Source organism: Lachnospiraceae bacterium (assembly GCA_025758065.1).
Classification (GTDB): Bacteria; Bacillota; Clostridia; order Lachnospirales; family Lachnospiraceae; genus Enterocloster.
The window spans coordinates 2,921,427-2,944,380 of sequence record CP107199.1 but is presented as its reverse complement, the minus strand read 5'-3'; the positions used below and the strand labels follow the sequence as shown (position 1 = coordinate 2,944,380).

Below are 22,954 nucleotides of genomic sequence, written 5' to 3'. Positions count from 1 at the left end.
GCTATTTCTCCTTTTTTTGCAGATAGCCTCGTGGAGTCACCATCCATCTGCCGATCTTTACAGTGCTGGATTTTCCAATGAATACAGTCGTAAACATATCCGCCGGATAATCTGCCAGTTCTTTTAAAGACATCACCTTCATCTCTTCCCCATCTCTTCCAATGCTGGAAGCCACACCGCAGACTGTCTCCGGCGGACGGTATTTCATGATACGCTCACAGGCTTCTTTTAAATAGTCCGGTCTGCCTTTACTGCGGGGGTTGTACAGGCAGATGACAAAGTCTGCCTGAGCCGCCTTTTCTATGCGCTCCCATATCATTTCTATAGGGGTTAAACGGTCACTTAAGCTGACCACTGCAAAATCATGGGTCAAAGGTGCTCCAAGACCGGCAGCACCGGCACAGGCAGCTGTAACCCCTGGTATGATTTTGATCTCCACTCCCGGATACTGCGCAGACAGCTCCAGGATCAGACCTGCCATACCGTAAACACCGCTGTCCCCGCTGCAGATCATGGCTGTATCTTTGCCCTTCATACAACATTCAAAAGCCATACGGCACCGTGCTTCCTCTTTTGTCATAGGAGTGATGAGATACTCTTTATCTGGAAAATATGGCTTTACAAGATCTGCATATACCGTATAACCGGCGATCACCTGACAGTCTCCAATTGCTTTAAAGGCCTCTTTTGTCATTCCATCCAAAGAACCCGGCCCTATACCTGCTACGTACAGTTTTCCTAATATTGTTTTTTCTTCTTCTGCGCCTGTCTTTTCACTCTTTTGTGCGTCTTTATCTGCCCTGACAGGCATGCTTGTTTCCGGCACCATCGTTTCCGGCACAGCCGAAGCCATTTTCCCGCTGTGGGAGTTTTCTGCCATACGGAACTGTGTTGTAAATCCCGGATCATACAGTTTTGACCTGTCGTAACCATTTTGTGCCACTGCATTTCCTACTACGATCAGGGCTGTTTTTGTAATATTCTCCCGCTCTGCTGCTTCTGCAAGCCCAGCTACGGTTGTGCGTACCGTTTTTTCTTCCGGCCAGGTAGCCTTGTATACAATAGCTGCCGGTGTATCTGACGGGTAACCACCTGCCATTAATTCCTCTGACAATTCTTTTAACATGCCTGTACTTAAAAAGACCACCATCGTTGCCTGGTGAGAAGCAAACTGGCGGATGCTCTCTCTTTCCGGCACAGGTGTCCTTCCTGCCATCCGGGTAATGACCACGCTCTGGGATATTCCCGGAAGAGTGTATTCCATCTGTAAAGCTGCTGCCGTGCCGCAAAAAGAACTGACTCCCGGACAGATATCATACTTGATCCCGGACTTGTCCATAGCATCCATCTGCTCTCTGATAGCTCCGTAAATGCATGGATCTCCTGTATGCAGGCGGACCACTTCTTTATGCTCCTTCCATGCCTGTTCTATAACCTCCATAACCTGCTCTAAGGTCATTTTTGCACTGTCATAGATCATGGCATCCTGTTTTGTCTCTTTTAACAGACCCGGATTAACCAGGGAACCTGCATAAATAACAATGTCCGCCTGTTTTAAAAATTTCAGTCCCCTTACTGTGATCAGATCCTCTGCACCCGGACCTGCACCTACGATATGTACCATATTCTCTTCCTTTCCGTAATCTGCTTTTGCCTGCTTCCCACTCTGCTTTATCAGTCCAGCTTCGTCATATCCTGGGCCAGTATCCTTTTTAACATATCCCTGGCACCAGGAGACATTCCCAGAATCCCTCTTTCATTGGTAAACAAAATACATTCTGTCTTCATAGACTCCCCTGCACGCAGTGCCATATGTTCCCAGGCCCGTCTTACCACCTGCTCCATAACTTTTTCACGAAGTCCCGGCACTGTTTCTAAAAGTTTAAGTCCCTGATCCACTGTAACAGACTCTAAAATCTCCCGGATCAGCTTTTCACCTGCACCACAGGCACCGCCCCAGGCTGCCAGGGTTTCCATTCTTCCGTCTGCTACAGAGGAATGGGTATTCATCACACCGGCAGCCAGCTTGATCAGCTTTCCCCCGTGGCCTACTAACAATACTTCTTCTATATTTTCCTGCACTGCCATATCCAGGGATTCACCAATATAATTGCTGCATTTTACAGCATAATCCAGATTTACATCCAGTTCATCCCTTAAAAAACTTTCCCCATAATTTCCAGGTGTCAAAATCACGCTTTTCAGACCAGCTATATGCTTCTGGTGCAGCTCCAGACGGATGGTATCTGTCAGTGCTTTCTCACTCATAGGCTCTACCATACCGCTAGTCCCTAAAAGGGAAATACCGCCTTTGATGCCCATACGGGGATTAAAGGTCTTTTTGCTTATTTCCGCTCCCTGAGGGATAAATATTTCAATGTTAAGACTTCCCTGAAATCCATATTGTCTGCATACTTTTTCCACATGGGTAAATATCATTTCCCTTGGTACAGGATTAATGGCAGGTTTCCCTACCTCACAGGCCAGTCCCGGTTTTGTAACTGTGCCAACACCTTCTCCTGCTGTAAGCCGAAGGCAAAGACCTCCATTTTCCCAGATATAACCTTCTGTCTCCTGTTTATCATTTCTGAAAGATACTCTGGAATAGACTGCAATTCCGTTAGTCACATCCGGATCATCCCCGGAGTCCTTTCGCACAGCACATACCGCCTGTTCCTTTGTAAAACGGGTCTCCTCGATCTCCAGATCCAGATCAATACCCTTAGGCGTAGAAACCTTAACATGGCTCACACGTTTCTGTCCAAAAAGCATAAAAGCCGCTGCCATAGAAGCTGCCGTCCCACAGGTGCCTGTAGTATATCCCCATCTTAACTTTTGCTGATTTTTATATACATACATTTCTTCCATGTAAATACCTGCACATCTTTGAATGTCTGTGATACCAGATCGTTTGCACTTTCCAGACTCACAAGCTTAAAAATCCTCTTGTGGTATCATATGATGATACCAGGGTCAAAAGGTCATAAATCCGATGCAAGCTTGCTTGCAGGAGGATTTTTGAACTTGGGACCCGCCAAAAACATGAGTAAGGAGCCATTTTTTGAAGAAAAATGAGCGGATTACGAATGTTTTTAGAATTGCGGGAGTGCAAAGCACGTAGCAATTCGGTATCAGAGGGGTCAAAATACCTTTTGACCCCAACATTATATGATGTGAGTGTCAAAAGTAAATTTTGCCACTCACTGATGTAACTGGATTGCTCCATTGCTATGCAATTCCCGCAATCCTCGAACACCTCAAACTCCCATAAAATGGCGTGTTCACACCATTTTATTTCGTTTTCGGTGTTCGGCGTGTCAATAAGCATAAATTGCTTATTTGTGCGAGCACAAACGCAATTTATACTTTTGACACTTACATCATCATATCATATTCCCAATTATTCTACAACTTCCAGATATTTACAAAGGAAGATGTCGGGGGAAAAGAAAAAATAAAACAGAAAAAGCAGGGGAATCCCTGCTTTTATAATGTCTTTATCCTACGGAACCTGTATCATTTTACTGAACTTTTTATAAATCTACAGTAATGAAAATATCATAGATTGCCTTAATAGCAGTTTCAAAATCAGCGTTCTTAACACCAATGATGATATTCCATTCACTAGATCCCTGATCAATCATTTTTACATTAACTCTTGCATGTGCCAGTGCAGAGAAGATGCGGCCTGCAGTGCCTCTGTTGGAACGCATTCCTCTTCCCACTACTGCGATCAGCGCCAGATCAGATTCCAGTTCTACGGTATCCGGCTCTACAGCTCTGTGGATACCTGCTACTACAGACTGCTCATAAGCCTCAAACTCAGACTGATGGACAAAAATAGTCATAGTATCAATGCCAGATGGCATATGTTCAAAATTAATACCGTATTTTTCAAATACGCTTAAAACTCTTCTCCCAAAACCAACCTCAGAATTCATCATTGCCTTTTCAATGTTGATGGAGCAGAATCCCTTCTTACCTGCAATACCTGTAATGGTATGACGCGGCTTGCGGCAGGTGGTCTCTACGATCAGCGTTCCCTTATCCTCCGGGCGGTTGGTATTGCGGATATTGATGGGGATACCTTCCTTGCGTACCGGGAAAATAGCATCTTCGTGAAGAACACTTGCGCCCATGTAAGCCAGTTCACGAAGTTCTTTATAAGTGATGGTTTCAATAACCTCAGGATCCTTGATGATCCTTGGGTCAGCTACTAAAAATCCGGAAACATCTGTCCAGTTCTCATACATATCTGCATGGATCGCTTTTGCAACGATAGAGCCGGTCACATCAGAACCACCTCTGGAAAAGGTCTTTACAGTGCCGTCATGGCGGGAACCGTAAAAGCCGGGGATAACAGCTCTCTCTACATGCTCTAAACGCTCAGAAAGCTCTTTATCAGTAATATCTGCCTCAAAGTTTCCATTATCATCAAAGAAAATAACCTCTGCAGCATCAATAAATTCATATCCCAGATAATTTGCCATAACAATACCGTTTAAGTATTCGCCTCTGGAAGCTGCGTAATCTCTTCCTGCCTTTGCCAGGAAGTTTTCTTCAATTTTATCAAATTCATGATCCAGGTTCAGGTTCAGATCCAGTCCGTCAATGATCTCATTGTATCTTTCTTTGATCTTATCAAGGATCTTCTTGTAGGAACGTCCCTCTGCTACTGCATCATAGCATGCATAAAGCATATCGGTTACTTTTTCGTCTTTGTCATTGCGCTTGCCTGGTGCAGACGGAACTACATATCTTCTGGACTTATCCGCTTTAATGATGTCAGCCACTTTTTTAAACTGCTTTGCATTTGCAAGTGAACTTCCTCCGAACTTAACCACTTTCTTCATGATCTTTATCTCCCTTAAATCGTAGTAAAACACGCGTTTTCCTAAGGTTTTTATTAACGCGTTACAAGTGCAAATGATACCGTACTTTTTTCATCATGTCAATAGTTTTGAGCCAAAAAATTTGCCGCACAAGGACAAATGTCTTTGTACGGCATACTTTTATAGTCATTCTGTCTTTCTCTTAACACTGTGGCCTGATCCTTGTCCCTGCCTCTATGTCAGCCTTTATCAGCCTTCCATTTCCTTATTTATAGACTCTTCACAGGAACGCATGGCAAGAATGGTCTTTTCCATTAATTCTTCCAGCGTCCAGCCAAGGTTTTCTGCACCTTCACGGATCACATCCCTGGAACATCCGGCAGCAAACTTTTTATCTTTAAATTTCTTTTTAAGGCTGGAAACCTCCATATCCATTACACTGCGGGAAGGACGCATTCTGGCTGCTGCTCCTACAAGACCTGTAAGTTCATCTGCTGCAAACAGCACCTTTTCCATCTCATGTTCCGGCTTTACATCACAGGCAATACCATATCCATGGCTGCAGATAGCGTGGATCAGCTCTTCTTCTGCCCCTGCTTCTCTTAACAGCTCCTCTGCCTTGATACAGTGCTGTTCCGGATACATTTCAAAGTCAATATCGTGAAGAAGTCCTGCCATTGCCCAGAAATCTGCGTCTTCTTTATATCCCAGTTCATTTGCAAACCATCTCATAGTACCTTCTACAGTCAGTCCATGTAAGATATGAAATGGCTCTTTATTGTATTTTTTCAGTAATTCCAGTCCCTGTTCTCTTGTAAGTTTTGTAGTCATCTCTTTTGCTTCCTTTCCGGCACATATTCAGATATATCCTGTAGGAATATGTATTTTTATTATTTCTCAATTATAATTCCCATATGTGAAAAATGCAAGACTGTCCGCCTTGAAAATCCTTAAGACCGGGATTATACTATCATTAATATCCGCAATGAAAAAATCAAAAAACAAACGGAGGCACCATATGTTAAAATACAGAACCGCTGATCTGTCAGATCTGCCTGCCATGATGAAAATGGTGGAGGAAGCAAAAGAAGGATTCCGCACAAGAAACATTGACCAGTGGCAAAAAGGGGAGCCTAATGAGCAGGGGCTTACAGAAGGCATTAAAAAGGGCGTTGTACACGTTCTGGAAGAAAACGGAAAAGTTTTAGGCATGGTCACTGTTGTACCCGGCCCTGAAGCTGATTATGCAGCCATAGGCGGTGCCTGGTTAAATGACGAGCCTTATTTTGCTTTCCACAGAGTCTGCGTATCCGAGGCCCACAAGGGCAAAGGGCTGGCTGGAAGCCTTTTCTCTCATTCTGAGATCTTTGCAAAGGAAAAGGGTGTCAGAAACATTCGTATCGACACCCATCCGGACAACCTTTCCATGCAGAAAGCATTAACCAAAAATGGATATACCTTCTGTGGAAAGATCACATTATGCTCTGGAAGTGAAGCCGGAGATCCCCGGTTCGCCTACCAGAAGATTTTAAACTGACGCACATGGCGTTATTTTAACCAGATTGGTCATAAAAACAATTATACCCCGCTGAAAGCGCTGTAACCGCCATCTACAGGCAGTACGATGCCATTTACAAAGCCGGCTGCATCATCACTTGCCAAAAACAGGGCTGCACCGATCAGCTCCTCCGGATTTCCAAAACGTCCCATAGGAGTTCCGGCAATGATATCTCCGGCTCTGTCTGTGTAGGAACCGTCTTTGTTAAATAACAGATCATGGTTCTGCTCTGCTGCATAAAATCCTGGTACAATGGCATTGCAGCGGATGCCGCTCTGTCCAAAATGGATGGCCAGCCACTGAGTCAGGCTCTGGACAGCGCTTTTTGCATTGGAATAAGCCATGACCTTGGAAAGAGGAAGGATGGAAGAAACAGAAGCGATATTGATAATGCTTCCCTTTCTCTTTTCAACCATGTCTCTGGTAAATACCTGGATAGGCAGTAAAGTTCCCATGTAATTCAGATCCATCACATTTCTGATATTTTCTTCCTTCAGATCCCAGAAAGAATAATCGTCCTCCTGTTTTTCCTTCTTTAACATCTTTACAGAAGCAATGGCTCCCGGCTGGTTGCCGCCTGCACCGTTGATCAGGATACCACAGCTTCCCAGCTCTGCCTTGATCTGTTCATAGGTCTTTACCAGTTCTTCCTTGTCCAGTACATTGCAGCTGTAGCCTTTTACTGTTACGTCTTTGCCATATTCGTTTTTGGCATTTTCTGTCAGTGTTTCAGACATTTTCGCCAGTTTTTCCTTATTGCGCCCGATAATGGCAACTTTCGCTCCATTTACAGCCAGGCCGTAAGCCATAGCAGAACAAAGCACGCCGCTTCCTCCTGTTACAATGGCAGTTTTTCCTGTAAGATCCACATTAAAAGGTACTTTCATAGCTTCTCCTCTTTCCGCACCCTTTAAGGCACTATTTTATTTACTGATACATGAAACTCATAAAAGAGTCATGTATGATCACAGCAAATCAAGTATACCGGTATACCGGTCTTATGTGTCAATATATAATACAAAATACGATTCCCGTCAACTGGTATCCTAAACTTTATTTTACCAAATATTTCCCTTCCTGGGCAATGCAAAAATCCTGGAAGCGGCCTGTATTTTTCAGACCATCTTCCGGGACCTTAATTTTATTATTTATTTAAAGTACTTCACACCAGATTCAAAGATCTTCATATCCTGCTCACCATAAATATTCATGGCAACAGCCTCTCCTCTTCTTTCGGAATGAGCCATCTTGCCAAGGATACGTCCATCCGGGCTTGTGATGCCTTCGATGGCCATATAAGAGCCATTTGGATTCCAGTATTCGTCCATGGTCACATTGCCCTTGTCGTCTACATACTGGGTAGCTACCTGACCATTTGCAATAAGTCTGTGGAGCCATGCTTCATCTGCTACGAAACGTCCTTCGCCGTGGGAAGCTGGGTTACAGTACACACCGCCCAGTTTTGCCTCTGCCAGCCATGGGGATTTGTTAGTCATGACCTTGGTATAGACCATCTTGGAAATATGACGTCCAATGGTGTTCATAGCCAATGTAGGAGAATCCGGCTTCTGCTCAGTGATCTTACCTTCCGGAACAAGGCCTAACTTGATCAGGGCCTGGAAGCCGTTGCATATACCAAGCATAAGTCCGTCACGTTCATTTAACAGCTTTTCTACCTCTTCTTTGATCACTGCATTGCGGAATACTGTTGCAAAGAATTTAGCAGAACCGTCCGGCTCATCACCGGCAGAGAAACCGCCTGGGAACATGATGATCTGTGCCTTTGCGATCTCTTTCTTATATTCTTCTACAGACTCACGGATGTCCTGGGCGCTTAAATTCTTAAATACCTTTGTTACTACCTTTGCGCCTGCACGCTCAAAGGCCTTTGTACTGTCATATTCGCAGTTGGTACCTGGGAATACAGGGATAAATACTTCCGGCTGTGCCAGCTTGTGATCGCAGATGTAAATAGTATCTGTATCGTAAAGCTTCTCTTCTACCCTTGCAGCTTCTCCTGTCTTTTCTTTGCCTGTAACAGTTGGGAATACATCCTCTAAGGTCTTTATCCAGCCTGCCAAGGCTTCATCCATTGTAATAACGGTATTTCCGTATTCAAATACGCCCTTGTCTGTTACTTCGCCAAGTACAGTATATGGAATAGAAAGTTCTCCCACTTTTCCTTCTGCTACTTCGCATACGATATTGCCCCAGCCTGCGCCAAAGAAATCTCTTGGATCTACATTATGCTCGATCTTAACACCCATCTTGTTGCCGAATGCCATCTTGCTCACAGCCTCAGCAGCACCTCTGCCTTCTACTGCATAAGCAGAAAGGATCTTTCCTGCTTTGATATCTTCAAACAGCTTGCCGTAGCCATCCATGATCTGGGCATAATCCGGCAGATCATAGTTATCACGGTTGATCTTGAATTCTACGATCTTACTTCCTGCTTTCTTAAATTCAGGAGTGATGATGTTCTTGCAGCTGTTTACATCTACTGCAAATGAAACCAGTGTAGGAGGTACATTGATCTCACCGTGTTCATCATCAAAGGTACCGGACATACTGTCCTTACCGCCGATAGAAGGAAGTCCAAAGCCCATCTGTGCATTGTAAGCACCAAGGAGTGCTGCAAACGGCTGGCTCCATCTGGTTGGATCACTGCTCATTCTGCGGAAGTATTCCTGGAAGGTAAAACGGATCTTTCTATAATCACCACCTGCTGCCACGATCTTTGCCACAGAAGAGATAACTGCGTAAACAGCACCATGGTATGGGCTCCAGCTGGAAAGATATGGATCAAAGCCATAGCTCATCATGGTAACAGTATCGGTATGTCCTTCCAATACAGGAAGCTTTGCTACCATGGACTGTGTTTCTGTCAGCTGATATTTACCGCCAAATGGCATAAATACAGAGCCTGCACCGATAGAACCGTCAAAACGCTCTACCAGCCCCTTCTGTGAGCATACATTTAAGTCAGACAGCATGTTCAGCCATTTTTCTTTTACATTTCCTACCTCTTTCTTATCAAAGAGATTTCCCTCATGCCCCGGAACCTCTAAGATAACATCTGCTTCCTGATGAGCGCCGTTTGTATCAAGGAAAGCACGGCTGATATCTACAATGGTCTTTCCTCTCCAGTTCATCACCAGTCTTGGATCTTCGGTCACAACTGCAACGGTAACTGCTTCCAGATTCTCTTCAGCTGCATAGCCTAAGAATTTCTCTACATCTGCCGGATCAACAACCACTGCCATACGTTCCTGTGACTCGGAAATCGCGATCTCAGTGCCGTCAAGTCCTGCATATTTTTTAGGCACCTTGTCAAGGTCGATCTGAAGACCTGCAGCCAGTTCGCCAATGGCAACAGATACACCGCCTGCACCAAAGTCATTACATTTTTTAATAATAGAGCTTACTTCCGGGCGGCGGAACATTCTCTGGATCTTACGCTCAGTAGGTGCATTTCCCTTCTGTACCTCTGCACCACACACCTCAATAGAAGCCGTGGTGTGTACCTTGGAAGAGCCGGTAGCACCGCCGATACCATCACGACCGGTACGTCCGCCTAAAAGGATAATGATATCTCCCGGATCAGAGGTTAAGCGCTTTACGTATTTTCTTGGAGCAGCGCCCATAACAGCACCGATCTCCATTCTCTTAGCCACATAACCTGGATGATATAATTCTTTTACATAACCGGTTGCCAGACCGATCTGGTTTCCATAAGAAGAATATCCGGCAGCTGCGCTGGTAACGATCTTTCTCTGAGGCAATTTACCCTTTAATGTCTCATTTAATGGCTTTGTAGGATCATCTGCACCGGTAATACGCATTGCCTGGTATACATAAGTACGACCGGATAACGGGTCGCGGATCGCACCGCCAAGACAGGTAGCTGCACCACCGAAAGGCTCGATCTCAGTTGGATGGTTGTGGGTCTCATTTTTAAAGTTTACCAGCCACTCTTCTGTTTTTCCGTCGATTTCTACAGGAACTACGATGCTGCAGGCATTGATCTCATCAGACTCTTCCTGATCTTCCAGTTTGCCTTCGCTGCGCAGCTTTTTCATTGCCATAAGAGCCAGATCCATAAGGCATACATATTTATCCTTGCGGTCCTTATAGATCACTGCACGGTCAGCCAGATATTTTTTATAAGTATCTTCAATGGGCTTTCTGTATTCGCCTTCTGTGAAAGCCACATTTTTAAGCTCTGTAGAGAAGGTGGTGTGACGGCAGTGGTCAGACCAGTAAGTATCCAGCACGCGGATCTCTGTTACAGTTGGATCTCTGTGTTCTTCTCCTGCATAATACTGCTGTATATATAGGAAGTCTTTGAATGTCATTGCAAGATTTAAGGTGTCATATAATGCCTTTAATTCTTCTTCTGAAGCCTTTGCAAAGCCTTCAAAGCTCTTAATATCTTCCGGAACATCAAATTCAGTCACCAGAGTCTTTGGCTTGTCTTCTTCTGCCTGACGGCTGTCTACCGGGTTGATACAGAAATGACGGATAGCGTCCTCCTGTGCCAGAGTCAGCGGTGCTGTGATCACATAGGTGGTTGCTGTGCGGATCACCGGCTCCTCATCTTCTTTTAAAAGCTTTACACACTGCATGGCAGAATCAGCTCTCTGGTCAAACTGTCCCGGAAGATACTCAACAGAGAACACCAGATCTCCCGGATTCTTTGGAAATTCTTCCTCATAGACTTCATCTACAGGCGGCTCTGAGAAAATGGTTCCCAGTGCCTTCGTATAGGTATCTTCTGAAAGATTTTCAATATCATAACGGATCAGTACCCGTACACTCTTCACTCCGGTAATACCAAGATAACTTACTAATTCTTCTCTTAACTCTCCTGCTTTTACCGCATAATCAGGCTTTTTCTCTACAAAAATTCGTCTTACGCTCATTACAGACCTCCTGTGATTTATAGCTTTTAGCTTCTTCTGTGCAGGCCACCTTGTAAATGGCCTTATTTGCCTGTTTAACTTTAACTTTTGCCTTTATAATAGCACATGTTATATAAATTAGTAAAATTAATATATTTAATTATTATTATATTTGTTTCTTATAAGTATGTTGTGAATGTCTATGGCTCCCCTTGGACAGACACGCATTCTCCATAACCGCCTGTCAACACTTTCATAGTAAAAGTTCTGGTATGGAATGTAAAATTATGATATACTAAAACAAATGCGCAAACGTACGTGTTTAAATAAGAGAAATCATAGCAGGAGATACAAGAACATGAAAATCGGATTCGACAATGACAAATACCTTTCCATGCAGTCAGAGCATATTAAAGAGCGGATCGGACAATTCGGTGACAAACTGTATCTGGAGTTCGGCGGCAAACTTTTTGACGATTACCATGCCTCCAGAGTCCTTCCCGGATTTGCACCAGATAGTAAGCTGCGTATGCTGCTTCAGTTAGCTGACCAGGCCGAAGTAGTCATCGTTATCAGCGCTGCTGATATTGAAAAAAGCAAGGTGCGCCACGACCTTGGCATCACCTACGACGTAGATGTACTCCGCCTGATCCAGGAATTTCAGGGAAAAGGCCTTTATGTAGGAAGTGTAGTTATTACCCAGTACAGCGGTCAAAGCGGCGCTGACCAGTTTAAGATGAAGCTGGAGCACATGGGCATCCGTGTATACCGCCACTACTGTATTGAAGGATATCCAAGTAATATCCCGCTGATCGTAAGCGATGAAGGTTACGGCAAAAATGACTATATTGAAACCTCCAGACCATTAGTTGTCATTACAGCTCCCGGACCGGGAAGCGGCAAAATGGCTACCTGCTTATCCCAGCTTTACCATGAAAACAAACGTGGAATCAAAGCCGGATATGCAAAATTTGAGACCTTCCCTATCTGGAACCTTCCTTTAAAGCATCCGGTAAACCTGGCTTACGAGGCTGCTACTGCTGACTTAAATGACGTAAATATGATCGACCCGTTCCACCTGGAAGCTTATGGAAAGACTACTGTCAACTACAACCGTGATGTGGATATTTTTCCTGTATTAAATGCTATTTTTGAAGGCATCTATGGATCCAGCCCTTACAAGTCTCCTACTGACATGGGCGTAAATATGGCCGGTTTCTGTATCTGTGATGATGAGGTATGCTGCGAGGCTTCCAAGCAGGAGATCATCCGCCGCTACTATCAGGCATTAAACCGCCTTGCAAAAGAAGATGACAACTCTGATGAAGTTTACAAGTTAAAGCTGTTAATGAACCAGGCAAAGATCACTCCTGAAATGAGAAAAGTGGTTGGACCATGTTTAAAGCGTGCAGAAGAGCTCTCCTGTCCTGCAGCTGCCATGGAATTAGAAGATGGAAGGATCGTCACCGGAAAAACCAGCGACCTGTTAGGCGCTTCTGCTGCTGTTCTTTTAAATGCCATCAAGGTCTTAGGAGATATTCCTGATGATGCACACCTGATCGCACCTTCTGCTATCGAACCGATCCAGGTATTAAAAACCGGTTATCTTGGCAGCAAGAACCCTCGTCTTCATACAGATGAAGTCCTAATCGCCCTGTCCATGAGTGCTGCTACAGACGAGACTGCAAAGAAAGCTCTTGCCCAGCTTCCAAAACTGCGTGGCTGCCAGGTACATACTTCCGTTATGCTTTCTAATGTAGATATCAAGATTTTTAAGAAACTGGGTGTTCAGCTGACAAGCGAGCCGGTTTATGAGCACAAAAAACTTTATTATTAAAATAACCAGGAACCCGACATCAAAAGCCCCGGTGGGTACTGCCTCTGGGGTTTTTGTGTTCTTTATAATGAGCTGCTTTAGCTGAAAAAAAAGATCCAGGAACTGAACAATAAAAACAGTACATTTGATATTGGCGTAATGATGTTTGATCTAAACGGATTAAAGCATGTAAATAACACCTTTGGCCATGAAAAGGGCGATGAATTTATCCAGTCTTTTGCTTATTGTCTGACCCGCATTTTAGATGACAACTGTTTTTTAGCCCGTTACGGAGGTGAGGAATTTATCATCATCAAGGAACATACTGATCCAGATGACATGAAGCAGATGAACGAACGGTTGAAATGTCTGGTACAAGACTACAATAACCGGTCCTCCCTTCCATTAAGCTATGCAGCAGGTTATGAGGTCAGCTACCGGAATCATTATTTTATGATAAATGATCTGATACAGGCAGCTGATAAAAACATGTACCAGGACAAATTCTACAAGAAAATGTGTATCTCAAAAAGTAAACTCCCTGCTTCTTCCCAGCCGGCTTCTGTGATTCCTTAAATATTTCACCGATCCATTTTGAACAGCCTCAGGTGTTTATCCAGAAAGTATGGGAACTGATCAATACCTATCATATATCCCCTTCTCTTCTTACCTTTGAAATCACAGAATCTGCCTACATAAATAACCGTGAAGCTGTTAATCAAGTCATTCGCAGTTTTAAACAGCATCAGATACAGATTTCTATGGACGATTTTGGTTCTGGCTATTCTTCTTTAAACATATTAAAAGATCTGCTTTTTGATGAAGTAAAAATCGACAGGAAATTCTTAGGCGACTCCCTGATAGAAAGTACCCAGATCGTGTTGCAGGAGATCTTTCATATGTTAAAAAGGATGAATAAACTGATCGTATGCGAAGGTGTGGAAACAAAAGAAATTGCAGATTTTCTGAAAGAAGAAGGCTGCTCCGAGATACAGGGATTTCTGTACTACCGGCCTATGTGCTGTGATGATTTTGAAAAACTGATACAACAAAGTTTTTCAGTGTAACCGGCGCTGCAAAGTCAGGCAAAAACCTTCCCCACAAATAAAAATGTACTTTTCTTCACACGCAAAAATCCCCTGCCATCTGGCGGAGGATTTTTGCTATGCGTAACTGAAATGCCCACTAACGCAGCTTCAGCTTTTACACTCTTACTTCTTCTCTATATCTGTGTAATACAAATGTCTTGGAAGTCCATCTGTCATGATCGGGGTTAATTCTGCCTGGATCAGCGGACGGATATAATTTACAAATTCTTCTGTTACATAATCTCCTGCTTCATTGATCCAGTTTCTTGGAACTTTCTTCTCTACATTTGCGATCTTGTGTACATCGTAAATATCAGTAACGCAGATATATGGATCATCAGAAACTCTCTTTAAGATGATCATCTTGCCTGTTTCACCTTCAAATGCTTCCTTTACAGCAGCTCCACCTACCTGATAAGCCTCTGTAATATCCACTCTGGATACAATATGGGAAGCACATCTTTGAAGAGAGTTAAATTCGATCGCTCTGGTCTTGCAGCCAACTTCACGATTTATCTTTTCAGCCAGGAAACGGGCAGTTCCTGTCAACTGCTTATGACCAAATGCATCTACAAAATCAATACCATCAGTCAGTTCGCATACATATCTGCCATCAGCTGTTTTTACCCCCTCTGATACTGCCACTACTACAGATTTTTTCTTCTTATGCAGCTCTGCTACCTTCTTCATAAACTCATCTACATCGAAAGTAACCTCTGGCAAGAAGATCATATCAGGTCCTTCACAGTCTTCGCATTTTGCCAAAGCTGCTGCACCGGTGAGCCAGCCTGCATTTCGTCCCATGATCTCTAAGATGGTCACATTCTGCTGGTCATATACCAGACCATCCCGGATCACTTCTTTTGTAATAGAGCCAATATATTTTGCGGCACTTCCATAACCAGGTGTATGGTCTGTAGCTGCCAGGTCATTATCAATGGTCTTTGGTACACCCATGAAACGGATATCGCTTCCGTTTAACAGGGAATAATCGGAAAGTTTTTTAATGGTATCCATAGAGTCATTTCCTCCAATATAGAAGAAATACTTGATCTCCATTTTATTTAAAATATCAAATATCTTGTCGTAGATCTCTCTGTCCTTTGAAATATCCGGCAGCTTAAAACGGCAGGAACCTAAGTAAGCAGAAGGTGTTCTCTTTAAAAGCTCAATGTCCAGGTCGTTTTTAATATGGTCATCTAAGTCCACATATCGCTCCTGCAAAAGCCCCTGGATACCGTGAAGCATGCCATATACCTTATTTGCACCTCTGTCCTTTGCTGTTTTAAATACACCCGCAAGACTTGAATTGATCACTGCTGTAGGGCCGCCGGACTGTCCTACGATCACATTTCCTCTTATACCATTCATAGTATAAAATACCTCCCATGTTTTAATAGGTTCTCTCGGAATCTTTTGTGACTGATTTTGCGGCCAATTTAACGAGAGTATGATTGTAAGCGCTTACACCTATATTTTTAATTGTAATACAGGAGCAGGCAATTAGCAAGTAATTTTTATTTACAAATTTTTTTAGGTTTTTGCAATTTTTTTGTTGATAATTTTTGCTATATTTGTTACAATATTTTCAGGTTAATAACTACATTTTTAACAAACGTATGTGTATTAGGAGGGTATTATGAAAGAACTATTATTTTTAGTCCCGGTAGTAGGACTGGCAGGTTTACTGTTTGCCATTTTCCTGAAATCTTATGTGATCAAACAGGATCCGGGAAATGACAAAATGCGTGAGATCGCAGACGCTATCGCAGAAGGAGCAAGAGCATTTCTGGCTTCCGAATACCGTATTCTGGTTATTTTTATTGCTGTATTATTTGTTGTCATCGGTGTTGGTACACACAACTGGGTAACAGCTGTATGTTTTCTTACCGGAAGCATCTTCTCTACCGCTGCCGGATATCTTGGAATGAGCGCTGCTATCCGCGCAAACTGCCGTACCGCCAATGCAGCCCGCACCCAGGGTATGAAACATGCTCTGGCACTGGCATTTTCCGGCGGAAGTGTTATGGGTATGGCAGTTGTTGGTCTTGGGCTTTTAGGTGTAGGAGCCCTTTATCTTATCACCGGTGATGTTTCTGTTCTGTCCGGTTTCAGCTTAGGCGCTTCTTCTATCGCATTGTTTGCCCGTGTAGGCGGCGGTATTTACACCAAGGCTGCTGACGTTGGTGCTGACCTGGTTGGTAAAGTAGAAGCCGGCATCCCGGAAGATGATCCCCGCAACCCAGCTGTTATCGCAGATAATGTTGGTGATAACGTTGGTGACGTTGCAGGTATGGGGGCTGACCTGTTTGAGTCTTATGTTGGTTCCCTGATCTCCGCCCTGACTCTTGGTATTGTATTTTATCAGGAAGCAGGCGTCCTCTTTCCTCTTTTACTTTCCGCAGCAGGCATCATCGCTTCTATGATCGGCTCTGCTTTAGTAAAGGCCATTGGAAATGCAGATCCACACAAAGCTTTAAAAACCGGCGAATACAGTGCCACTGCCCTGGTCGTGATCAGTGCCCTGGTATTAAGCCGTACTTTCTTTGGCAACTTCCTAGCTGCCTTCACTGTGATCGCAGGACTTTTCGTAGGGGTTCTTATTGGTGCGATCACTGAAGTTTATACTTCCGGTGATTACCGTTTTGTAAAGAAGATCGCAAAGCAGTCTGAAACCGGTTCTGCTACTACTATTATCAGCGGTCTTGCAGTAGGTATGGAATCCACTGCTGTTCCGATTCTGTTAGTTTCCGCCGGTATTCTGATCGCCAACCATTTAATGGGACTTTACGGTATAGCCCTTGCAGCTGTTGGTATGCTTTCTACTACAGGCATCACAGTTGCTATTGACGCATATGGCCCAATCGCTGACAATGCAGGCGGTATCGCTGAAATGTCCGGTCTGGATGAATCTGTCCGTGAGATCACTGACAAATTAGACTCTGTGGGCAACACCACTGCTGCTATTGGCAAAGGATTTGCTATTGGTTCTGCTGCTTTAACTGCCCTGGCTCTCTTCGTATCCTATGCAGAAGCTGTTCAGTTAAAGACCATTGATATTTTAAATGCACATGTTATTGTAGGTTTATTTATTGGCGGTATGCTTACTTTCCTCTTCTCAGCCATGACCATGGAATCTGTATCCAAGGCAGCCCATGAGATGATCGAGGAGGTACGCCGTCAGTTCCACGAAGATGCCGGTATCTTAAAAGGCACTTCCCGTCCGGATTATGCTTCCTGTGTTTCCATTTCCACCAACGCAGCCTTAAAAGAAATGTTTCTTCCAGGACTTATGGCTGTCCTTGCTCCGATCACAGTAGGTCTTATCCTGGGTCCGGATGCTTTAGGCGGACTTTTGACCGGTGCTCTTTTAACCGGTGTACTCATGGCTATCTTCATGTCCAACTCCGGTGGCGCATGGGATAACGCAAAGAAGTATATCGAAGAAGGTAATCATGGCGGCAAGGGAAGTACAGCTCATAAAGCTGCTGTTGTAGGCGATACAGTAGGTGACCCGTTTAAGGATACCTCCGGTCCGTCTATTAACATCCTGATCAAGCTGATGACTATCGTATCTTTAGTTTTTGCTCCTCTCTTCCTTCAGTTTGGAGGACTGATCTAGTACATTGTTTCGTAAATAACTGTACTGATCGCGTAGGATGCGAATTTGAGTGTGCAGGTCTAAAAACGCAGGCGTAGCGGGCTACGCTGAGGCTTTTAGACCTGTGCAATCAGATTCGCAGACAAGTGAGTGGTATAGTTATTTCGAAAACGATGTACTAGTACATAAATTGATTGAAAATGTTTATAACAGCCAAACCCATTTTCGAAAAAAAGAACCCTGCAGCGTGATCACTGTGGGGTTCTTTTTCGGTATATACTATTGCTGCTTGCTTTGCACTCCCGCAATTCTAAAAACATGAGTAAAAAGGTCATAATAAATGCCTGTAATCATCAAATTCCACCAGCGTAAATCTTTCTGTTTCCGGCTCATATTCAATGGTTGTAATACTTGCATTGTGAGCTACGGTAGATGCAGCTACACTTTCACTGCCTAAAAGCTGCTCCATAAAATGAGCCAGCAAACCGCCATGGGCTACAATTGCTGCATCCCCTGTAAGCTGGGGCTTTATCTCTTTCCATGCCTTTTGGCAGCGCTCATTGACCTGGCTGATGCTTTCGCCTCCCGGAGGTGCTGTTTCTGCCGGGTGTGACCACCAGGCTTCATACAATGCCCTGTCCTCCTGTAAAAGCTCCTCTTCTGTTTTTCCTTCCCAGGAACCATAGTTGATCTCCATAAGATCTTTTACCGGGATCACCACAGAACCGGAAGACGAGGCCACTGCTTTGGCTGTTTCCATTGCCCGGATCTGAGGGCTGGTAAATACATCTGTAACAGGGCGGTTTTCCATTGCTTTTTTGAGACAGCCCGCCTGGTATCTTCCCCGTTCATTTAAGGGGATATCCTGTCTGCCCTGGATCTTTTTAGCTATATTCCAATCCGTCTGCCCATGGCGTATAATATATAATTTCATTTGTTTATTCTTCCTCTTTCTGTTCCCCTGATACTGCGCCTTCTCCGTTTACTGTAATCGCATCCAGAGCCAGCTTCATAATATCCTTTACTTCATCTTCGGTCATTTTCATCTTTTCAGCCAGTTCTGTCACCGTTGCCTCTCTCCCCAGCTCTTTTGCCATTACCTGGGATACTGTCTGGAGTACATTTACCCTGGCTGCCATATTCTCTTCTATTTCAGCCTCTGTTTTCTGTTCTTCTAAGGCTGCTTCTACTGCCTGACGGACCTCCTGCTCAAAAAAATCCTCCCACTTCTGGCTTCCGTCATAAGCAGCAGCCGCTGCTGTAAGGGCCACATTCGCCTCCTGGACTACGTCTGACATTGGAAGCTCTCTTCCTTCATATTCTTTTACCATCTGGGCTGCTTTTGCCAGATAACCTTCAACCAGGCGCTTTTTTGCCTCTTTATCTCCTTCTGCAGCAAGAGCCAGTACCTTTTTTTCTTCTTCTGCCTCTAATACAGGAATCAGGGCCATTTCTTCTAAATACATTTCGTAAAAATTTACTTCCATAATAATACTTCTCTCCTTTGTTCACTGTTATAAAGATAAGTCATTCCCCATTATTAGTCAAGTACAACAGCTCTTTACAAACTTAAGTCTCCCGTGATAAAATAAAGATAATTATAAGGAGGGCTTAATAATGGATATTAATTATGAATTATATAAGGTTTTTTATCATGTAGCAGTCACTCTCAGTTTCTCGGAAGCTTCCAAGCAGCTTTTTATTTCCCAGTCTGCAGTAAGCCAGTCAATTAAGGTACTTGAAAAGAAGCTGAACCAGCCACTGTTTATCCGCAGTACAAAAAAAGTACAGCTGACACCAGAGGGAGAAATCTTATTAAAACACATTGAGCCGGCTATGAACCTGATCCAGAAGGGCGAAAACCAGCTTTTAGAGGCCCATACCTTAAATGGCGGCCAGCTGCGCATCGGGGCCAGCGATACTATCTGCCGCTACTATCTGGTACCTTATTTAAACCGGTTCCACAAGGACTACCCCAACATTCATATTAAAGTTATAAACCACACTTCCATCGAATGTGCAAAAGCCCTGGAAAATGGCCAGACTGACTTTATCATCGCCAATTATCCAAACTCTGCATTGGTGGGAAACCTGCATACACGGGTCATCAATGACTTCCATGATGTATTCGTAGCCAGCCGTCAGGCCTTTGACTTAGAAGGAAAGGAACTGACTTTAGAAGAACTGTTAAAATACCCTATCATGATGCTGGACCGCAAAAGCACCACCAGTGAATTCCTGCACCAGATCTTCCAGAAAAGCCATTTAGACCTGGTACCGGAAATTGAACTTTCCAGTAATGATCTGCTCATTGACCTGGCCCGTATTGGTCTTGGCATTGCTTTTGTACCGGACTTCTGTATCCCTGCCAATGATAAAGACCTTTTTATCCTGGATCTTGCCGAAGAGCTTCCTACCCGCCAGATGGTAGTTGCCTATAACGAAAGTCTTCCTGTGTCCCAGGCTGCTAAACAATTTATGGATATGTTATAATTTTGGAGACAAAAGGTATTCTAAAAACATCCCTAATCCGCTCACAGCCAGATCACTATACAAATTGTTCCCAGAATCCATCCACTGCCTGTTTTACATTAAAGCGGTTCACTACTGTATAACTTTCCCATTCCCTTGGAAATAATGCCACATATTCAGGCAGCAGAAAACGGTCATCTAAAAGGGCGATCACCCCTTTATCCTTTACGGTACGGATGACCCGGCCTGCTGCCTGCATTACTTTATTCATTCCAGGATATTGGTAGGCATAGTTGAAGCCTCCCTCTCCTCTTTCATCAAAATATTCCTTTAAGATCTCCTGTTCCGGATTTACCTGAGGAAGTCCTGTTCCAATGATAATGGCTCCGATCAGCCGCTCCTCTTTCAGGTCTATCCCTTCTGAAAAAATACCACCCATAACGCACAGACCTGCAAAAGACTCTTTTGGTTCTTCTTCAAACCTTAAAAGAAATCTCTCCCGGTCTTCTTCACTCATATGAGAAGCCTGTGCCATAAAACGAAAGCCCAGTCCGCCTTCTGCCTGCCTTTTCTCAAGAATATCCTGCACAGCTTCCAGAAACTGATATGATGGAAAAAACAGGATATAATTCCCGGTTTTTCCCCTGATCACAGCCTCTATGTAATCGCTGATGCGCTCATACTGGTCTTTTCCCCGTCTGCTGTAGCGGCTGCTTACATCGGAAGCTGCCAGAACTAACCTGTTCTCCGCTTTAAAAGGAGATTTTGCGTAAACTGCATATTCCTCCTGGCTGCCGCTTAAAAGTTCTTTATAATAGCGGATGGGTAGCAGGGTAGCAGAAAAAAACACAGTGCCAACACCCTTTCCCAGACATTCCCTTAAACAAACTGACGGGTTAACGCACATAAGCTTTACCATAAAGGAACCATCTGGCAACAGGCGGCTGTATATCTTATAATTTTCATCCAGCCTGTCACTGACATAAAGAAAATCACGTATTTTAAAATACAGGTCAAGAACCATTTCCCTGTCTTCAAATTCATTATTTTCATTTAAAAAGATTTCCATTTCCCCAAAAAGGCTCATAAGCTCCAGTGAAAGTAATTTTACATCTGAAAGCATACGGTAGGATTCACCAAGTACACTGCGAAAACCGGCATCGTAAGCCAGTTCTTCTTTTTCCTCCAAAAGGGTATCCCAATCCCCTACCCGCTTGACATCTAACAGACGACGGTTGCATCTATCTAACAGACGGATCACGTTTCCAGCCTGAGGCACTGCTTTTAAGCTCTTCTTCACGTTCAGAAATTCTTCTTTTATAAGAGCTGCGCTGTACATCTCCCTGGCCCTTGATACAAGATTGTGTGCTTCATCTACCAGAAAAATATAATCCCCATTTTCCTCACCTTCTGCAAAGTACCGCTTCAGGCGTACATTAGGATCAAATACATAATTATAATCACAGATGATCCCATCCACCCAGCTGCTGATATCCAGACACAGTTCAAAAGGACATACCTGGTATTTATCTGCATATTCCAGTATCTTTTCCCTGGTGATTCCCTGTTCCTTCTGTATCACCTCATACACCGCGTCATTGACCCGGTCAAAATGGCCTTTGGCTCTCGGACAGCTTTCCGGGTTACAATCGGCTTTCTCTAATACGCACAGTTTTTCTTTTGCTGTAATGGTCACTGTACTAAAATACAGGTGTTCCCTCTCACGAAGCAGACTGAACGTTTCCTCTGCTACGCTTCGGGTAATAGTCTTAGCTGTAAGATAAAACAGTTTATCACCCAGACCTTCTCCTATAGCTTTTAAGCTGGGGAATATACAGGATAATGTCTTTCCTATCCCAGTAGGAGCCTGGATATAAAGATTTCTGCCCCTTGAAATGCTCTTGTATACAGATACAGCCAGTTCTTTCTGCCCCTCTCTGTATTCATAAGGAAATTCCAGTTCTTTTAAACATTCTGTTCTGCGCAGACTATGGTGATAAAGATACCGGGCCCATTTAATATATTCATGGATAAGCCCCTGAAACCAGTTTTCCAGATCTTCAAAGGATTTTACCTCTCTAAAACGGCGTATCTGCTCATTTTCTATATTACAATAGGTAAGCTGTATTCCTATATTGTCCAGGCCTCTGTCAAAAGCATAAATATATCCATAGCACATAGCCTGGGCCAGATGGACCGGATCCGGCCCTTCTAAGCGTTCTACATCCATATAGATACATTTGATCTCATCAATAGTAACTCCTGCGGCCTCAGTGATAATACCGTCTGCCCGGCCCTCTAAAAGGATGGAAAAAACATCTTCCTTTACCAGATGTTTTAAGGCTGCTTCTGCCCGGTAATCAGCTCCCATACGCTTTTGTATCTTTCTGTGCAGTCTGCTTCCCGCCTGCATTGCCTCTTTCTTCGCCCCCTGGCTCCTGCGGTTGTCCAGATTCCCGGACCGCATAACAAATTCCACCAGATTCCGGACAGAAATACGGATCGTTTCCAACTGTGCTTCCTCCTATTTACAGTGTCCCTTGTTTTTCCCTGCGCTCATCTTATACTCAGATCCTCGCACTGGCGTGCTTTACTACCTGCTTTCGCAGGCGGGATCCTCGTTAATAACCCTAGAAAAACAAATGTCTGCTGCGCAGCCGCTTGTTTTTCCCTGCGCTCATTATAT

At 43.9% G+C, this 22,954-nt stretch carries 16 protein-coding genes; 6 read left to right on the top strand and 10 right to left on the bottom strand.

Translation table 11 applies throughout. The annotated features are described in order from the left end of the window. Position 1: 1 nt before the first annotated feature. The 4 genes from cobM to OGM16_13640 form a co-directional block, all read right to left on the bottom strand. Positions 2–1,624, bottom strand: coding sequence for a precorrin-4 C(11)-methyltransferase (cobM, locus tag OGM16_13655; protein UYJ45839.1), 1,623 nt, complete (start codon positions 1,622–1,624; stop codon positions 2–4). A 50-nt stretch (positions 1,625–1,674) separates the two neighbouring features. Next, positions 1,675–2,868, bottom strand: coding sequence for a cobalt-precorrin-5B (C(1))-methyltransferase CbiD (gene cbiD, locus OGM16_13650; protein UYJ45838.1), 1,194 nt, complete (start codon positions 2,866–2,868; stop codon positions 1,675–1,677). Positions 2,869–3,533: 665 nt separating this feature from the next. Beyond that, positions 3,534–4,853, bottom strand: a complete 1,320-nt coding sequence (locus tag OGM16_13645) for an aspartate kinase (GenBank protein UYJ45837.1) — start codon at positions 4,851–4,853, stop codon at positions 3,534–3,536. A gap of 228 nt (positions 4,854–5,081) precedes the next feature. After that, positions 5,082–5,663: an HD domain-containing protein gene (locus OGM16_13640; protein UYJ45836.1), complete on the bottom strand. Its 582-nt coding sequence runs from the start codon at positions 5,661–5,663 to the stop codon at positions 5,082–5,084. A 187-nt stretch (positions 5,664–5,850) separates the two neighbouring features. Here OGM16_13640 and OGM16_13635 point away from each other — a divergent pair, with 187 nt between their 5' ends. Continuing rightward, positions 5,851–6,369 (top strand): GNAT family N-acetyltransferase, encoded by a 519-nt coding sequence (locus OGM16_13635; GenBank protein ID UYJ45835.1) that lies wholly within the window; start codon positions 5,851–5,853, stop codon positions 6,367–6,369. A gap of 41 nt (positions 6,370–6,410) precedes the next feature. On the opposite strand, the gene OGM16_13630 is transcribed toward OGM16_13635, so the two are convergent. After that, a complete protein-coding gene (locus OGM16_13630; protein ID UYJ45834.1) occupies positions 6,411–7,277 on the bottom strand; it encodes an SDR family oxidoreductase in 867 nt (288 codons plus the stop codon). Positions 7,278–7,538: 261 nt separating this feature from the next. Continuing rightward, positions 7,539–11,312 (bottom strand): phosphoribosylformylglycinamidine synthase, encoded by a 3,774-nt coding sequence (locus OGM16_13625; GenBank protein UYJ45833.1) that lies wholly within the window; start codon positions 11,310–11,312, stop codon positions 7,539–7,541. A gap of 337 nt (positions 11,313–11,649) precedes the next feature. On the opposite strand from OGM16_13625, the gene OGM16_13620 reads away from it, so the two are divergent. The 3 genes from OGM16_13620 to OGM16_13610 all read left to right on the top strand — a co-directional run bounded on the left by OGM16_13620 (position 11,650) and on the right by OGM16_13610 (position 14,174). Beyond that, positions 11,650–13,128, top strand: a complete 1,479-nt coding sequence (locus tag OGM16_13620; protein UYJ45832.1) for a DUF1846 domain-containing protein — start codon at positions 11,650–11,652, stop codon at positions 13,126–13,128. Between the two features lie 102 nt (positions 13,129–13,230). After that, complete coding sequence (locus OGM16_13615; GenBank protein ID UYJ48469.1) at positions 13,231–13,683, top strand: GGDEF domain-containing protein; 453 nt, start codon at positions 13,231–13,233, stop codon at positions 13,681–13,683. A gap of 32 nt (positions 13,684–13,715) precedes the next feature. Further along, positions 13,716–14,174: an EAL domain-containing protein gene (locus OGM16_13610; protein ID UYJ45831.1), complete on the top strand. Its 459-nt coding sequence runs from the start codon at positions 13,716–13,718 to the stop codon at positions 14,172–14,174. 144 nt (positions 14,175–14,318) lie between these two features. On the opposite strand, the gene OGM16_13605 is transcribed toward OGM16_13610, so the two are convergent. Beyond that, entirely contained in the window at positions 14,319–15,566 is a 1,248-nt protein-coding gene (locus OGM16_13605) for a 6-phosphofructokinase (GenBank protein ID UYJ45830.1), read from the bottom strand. A 268-nt stretch (positions 15,567–15,834) separates the two neighbouring features. On the opposite strand from OGM16_13605, the gene OGM16_13600 reads away from it, so the two are divergent. Then, positions 15,835–17,817 carry a sodium-translocating pyrophosphatase gene (locus OGM16_13600; GenBank protein UYJ45829.1) on the top strand — a complete coding sequence of 661 codons (1,983 nt, stop codon included), beginning with the start codon at positions 15,835–15,837 and terminating at the stop codon, positions 17,815–17,817. 310 nt (positions 17,818–18,127) lie between these two features. On the opposite strand, the gene OGM16_13595 is transcribed toward OGM16_13600, so the two are convergent. Further along, the gene (locus tag OGM16_13595) at positions 18,128–18,730 is read right to left on the bottom strand and encodes a histidine phosphatase family protein (GenBank protein ID UYJ45828.1); all 603 of its coding nucleotides are present in this window, start codon (positions 18,728–18,730) and stop codon (positions 18,128–18,130) included. 4 nt (positions 18,731–18,734) lie between these two features. Continuing rightward, positions 18,735–19,283 (bottom strand): RNA polymerase subunit sigma-70, encoded by a 549-nt coding sequence (locus OGM16_13590; GenBank protein ID UYJ45827.1) that lies wholly within the window; start codon positions 19,281–19,283, stop codon positions 18,735–18,737. A 130-nt stretch (positions 19,284–19,413) separates the two neighbouring features. Here OGM16_13590 and OGM16_13585 point away from each other — a divergent pair, with 130 nt between their 5' ends. Then, positions 19,414–20,289, top strand: coding sequence for a LysR family transcriptional regulator (locus OGM16_13585; protein UYJ45826.1), 876 nt, complete (start codon positions 19,414–19,416; stop codon positions 20,287–20,289). A 55-nt stretch (positions 20,290–20,344) separates the two neighbouring features. On the opposite strand, the gene OGM16_13580 is transcribed toward OGM16_13585, so the two are convergent. Then, entirely contained in the window at positions 20,345–22,735 is a 2,391-nt protein-coding gene (locus tag OGM16_13580) for an ATP-dependent DNA helicase (GenBank protein ID UYJ48468.1), read from the bottom strand. Positions 22,736–22,954 lie beyond the last annotated feature (219 nt).

Excerpts from the sequence above, each read along its gene's own strand:
- OGM16_13630 (UYJ45834.1), bottom strand. The coding sequence starts at position 7,277 with ATGAAAGTACCTTTTAATGTGGATCTTACAGGAAAAACTGCCATTGTA.
- OGM16_13605 (UYJ45830.1), bottom strand. The coding sequence starts at position 15,566 with ATGAATGGTATAAGAGGAAATGTGATCGTAGGACAGTCCGGCGGCCCT.
- OGM16_13595 (UYJ45828.1), bottom strand. The coding sequence starts at position 18,730 with ATGAAATTATATATTATACGCCATGGGCAGACGGATTGGAATATAGCT.
- OGM16_13590 (UYJ45827.1), bottom strand. The coding sequence starts at position 19,283 with ATGGAAGTAAATTTTTACGAAATGTATTTAGAAGAAATGGCCCTGATT.
- OGM16_13620 (UYJ45832.1), top strand. The coding sequence starts at position 11,650 with ATGAAAATCGGATTCGACAATGACAAATACCTTTCCATGCAGTCAGAG.
- OGM16_13625 (UYJ45833.1), bottom strand. The coding sequence starts at position 11,312 with ATGAGCGTAAGACGAATTTTTGTAGAGAAAAAGCCTGATTATGCGGTA.
- OGM16_13580 (UYJ48468.1), bottom strand. The coding sequence starts at position 22,735 with ATGCGGTCCGGGAATCTGGACAACCGCAGGAGCCAGGGGGCGAAGAAA.
- OGM16_13645 (UYJ45837.1), bottom strand. The coding sequence starts at position 4,853 with ATGAAGAAAGTGGTTAAGTTCGGAGGAAGTTCACTTGCAAATGCAAAG.
- OGM16_13640 (UYJ45836.1), bottom strand. The coding sequence starts at position 5,663 with ATGACTACAAAACTTACAAGAGAACAGGGACTGGAATTACTGAAAAAA.
- cbiD (UYJ45838.1), bottom strand. The coding sequence starts at position 2,868 with ATGGAAGAAATGTATGTATATAAAAATCAGCAAAAGTTAAGATGGGGA.
- cobM (UYJ45839.1), bottom strand. The coding sequence starts at position 1,624 with ATGGTACATATCGTAGGTGCAGGTCCGGGTGCAGAGGATCTGATCACA.
- OGM16_13600 (UYJ45829.1), top strand. The coding sequence starts at position 15,835 with ATGAAAGAACTATTATTTTTAGTCCCGGTAGTAGGACTGGCAGGTTTA.
- OGM16_13635 (UYJ45835.1), top strand. The coding sequence starts at position 5,851 with ATGTTAAAATACAGAACCGCTGATCTGTCAGATCTGCCTGCCATGATG.
- OGM16_13585 (UYJ45826.1), top strand. The coding sequence starts at position 19,414 with ATGGATATTAATTATGAATTATATAAGGTTTTTTATCATGTAGCAGTC.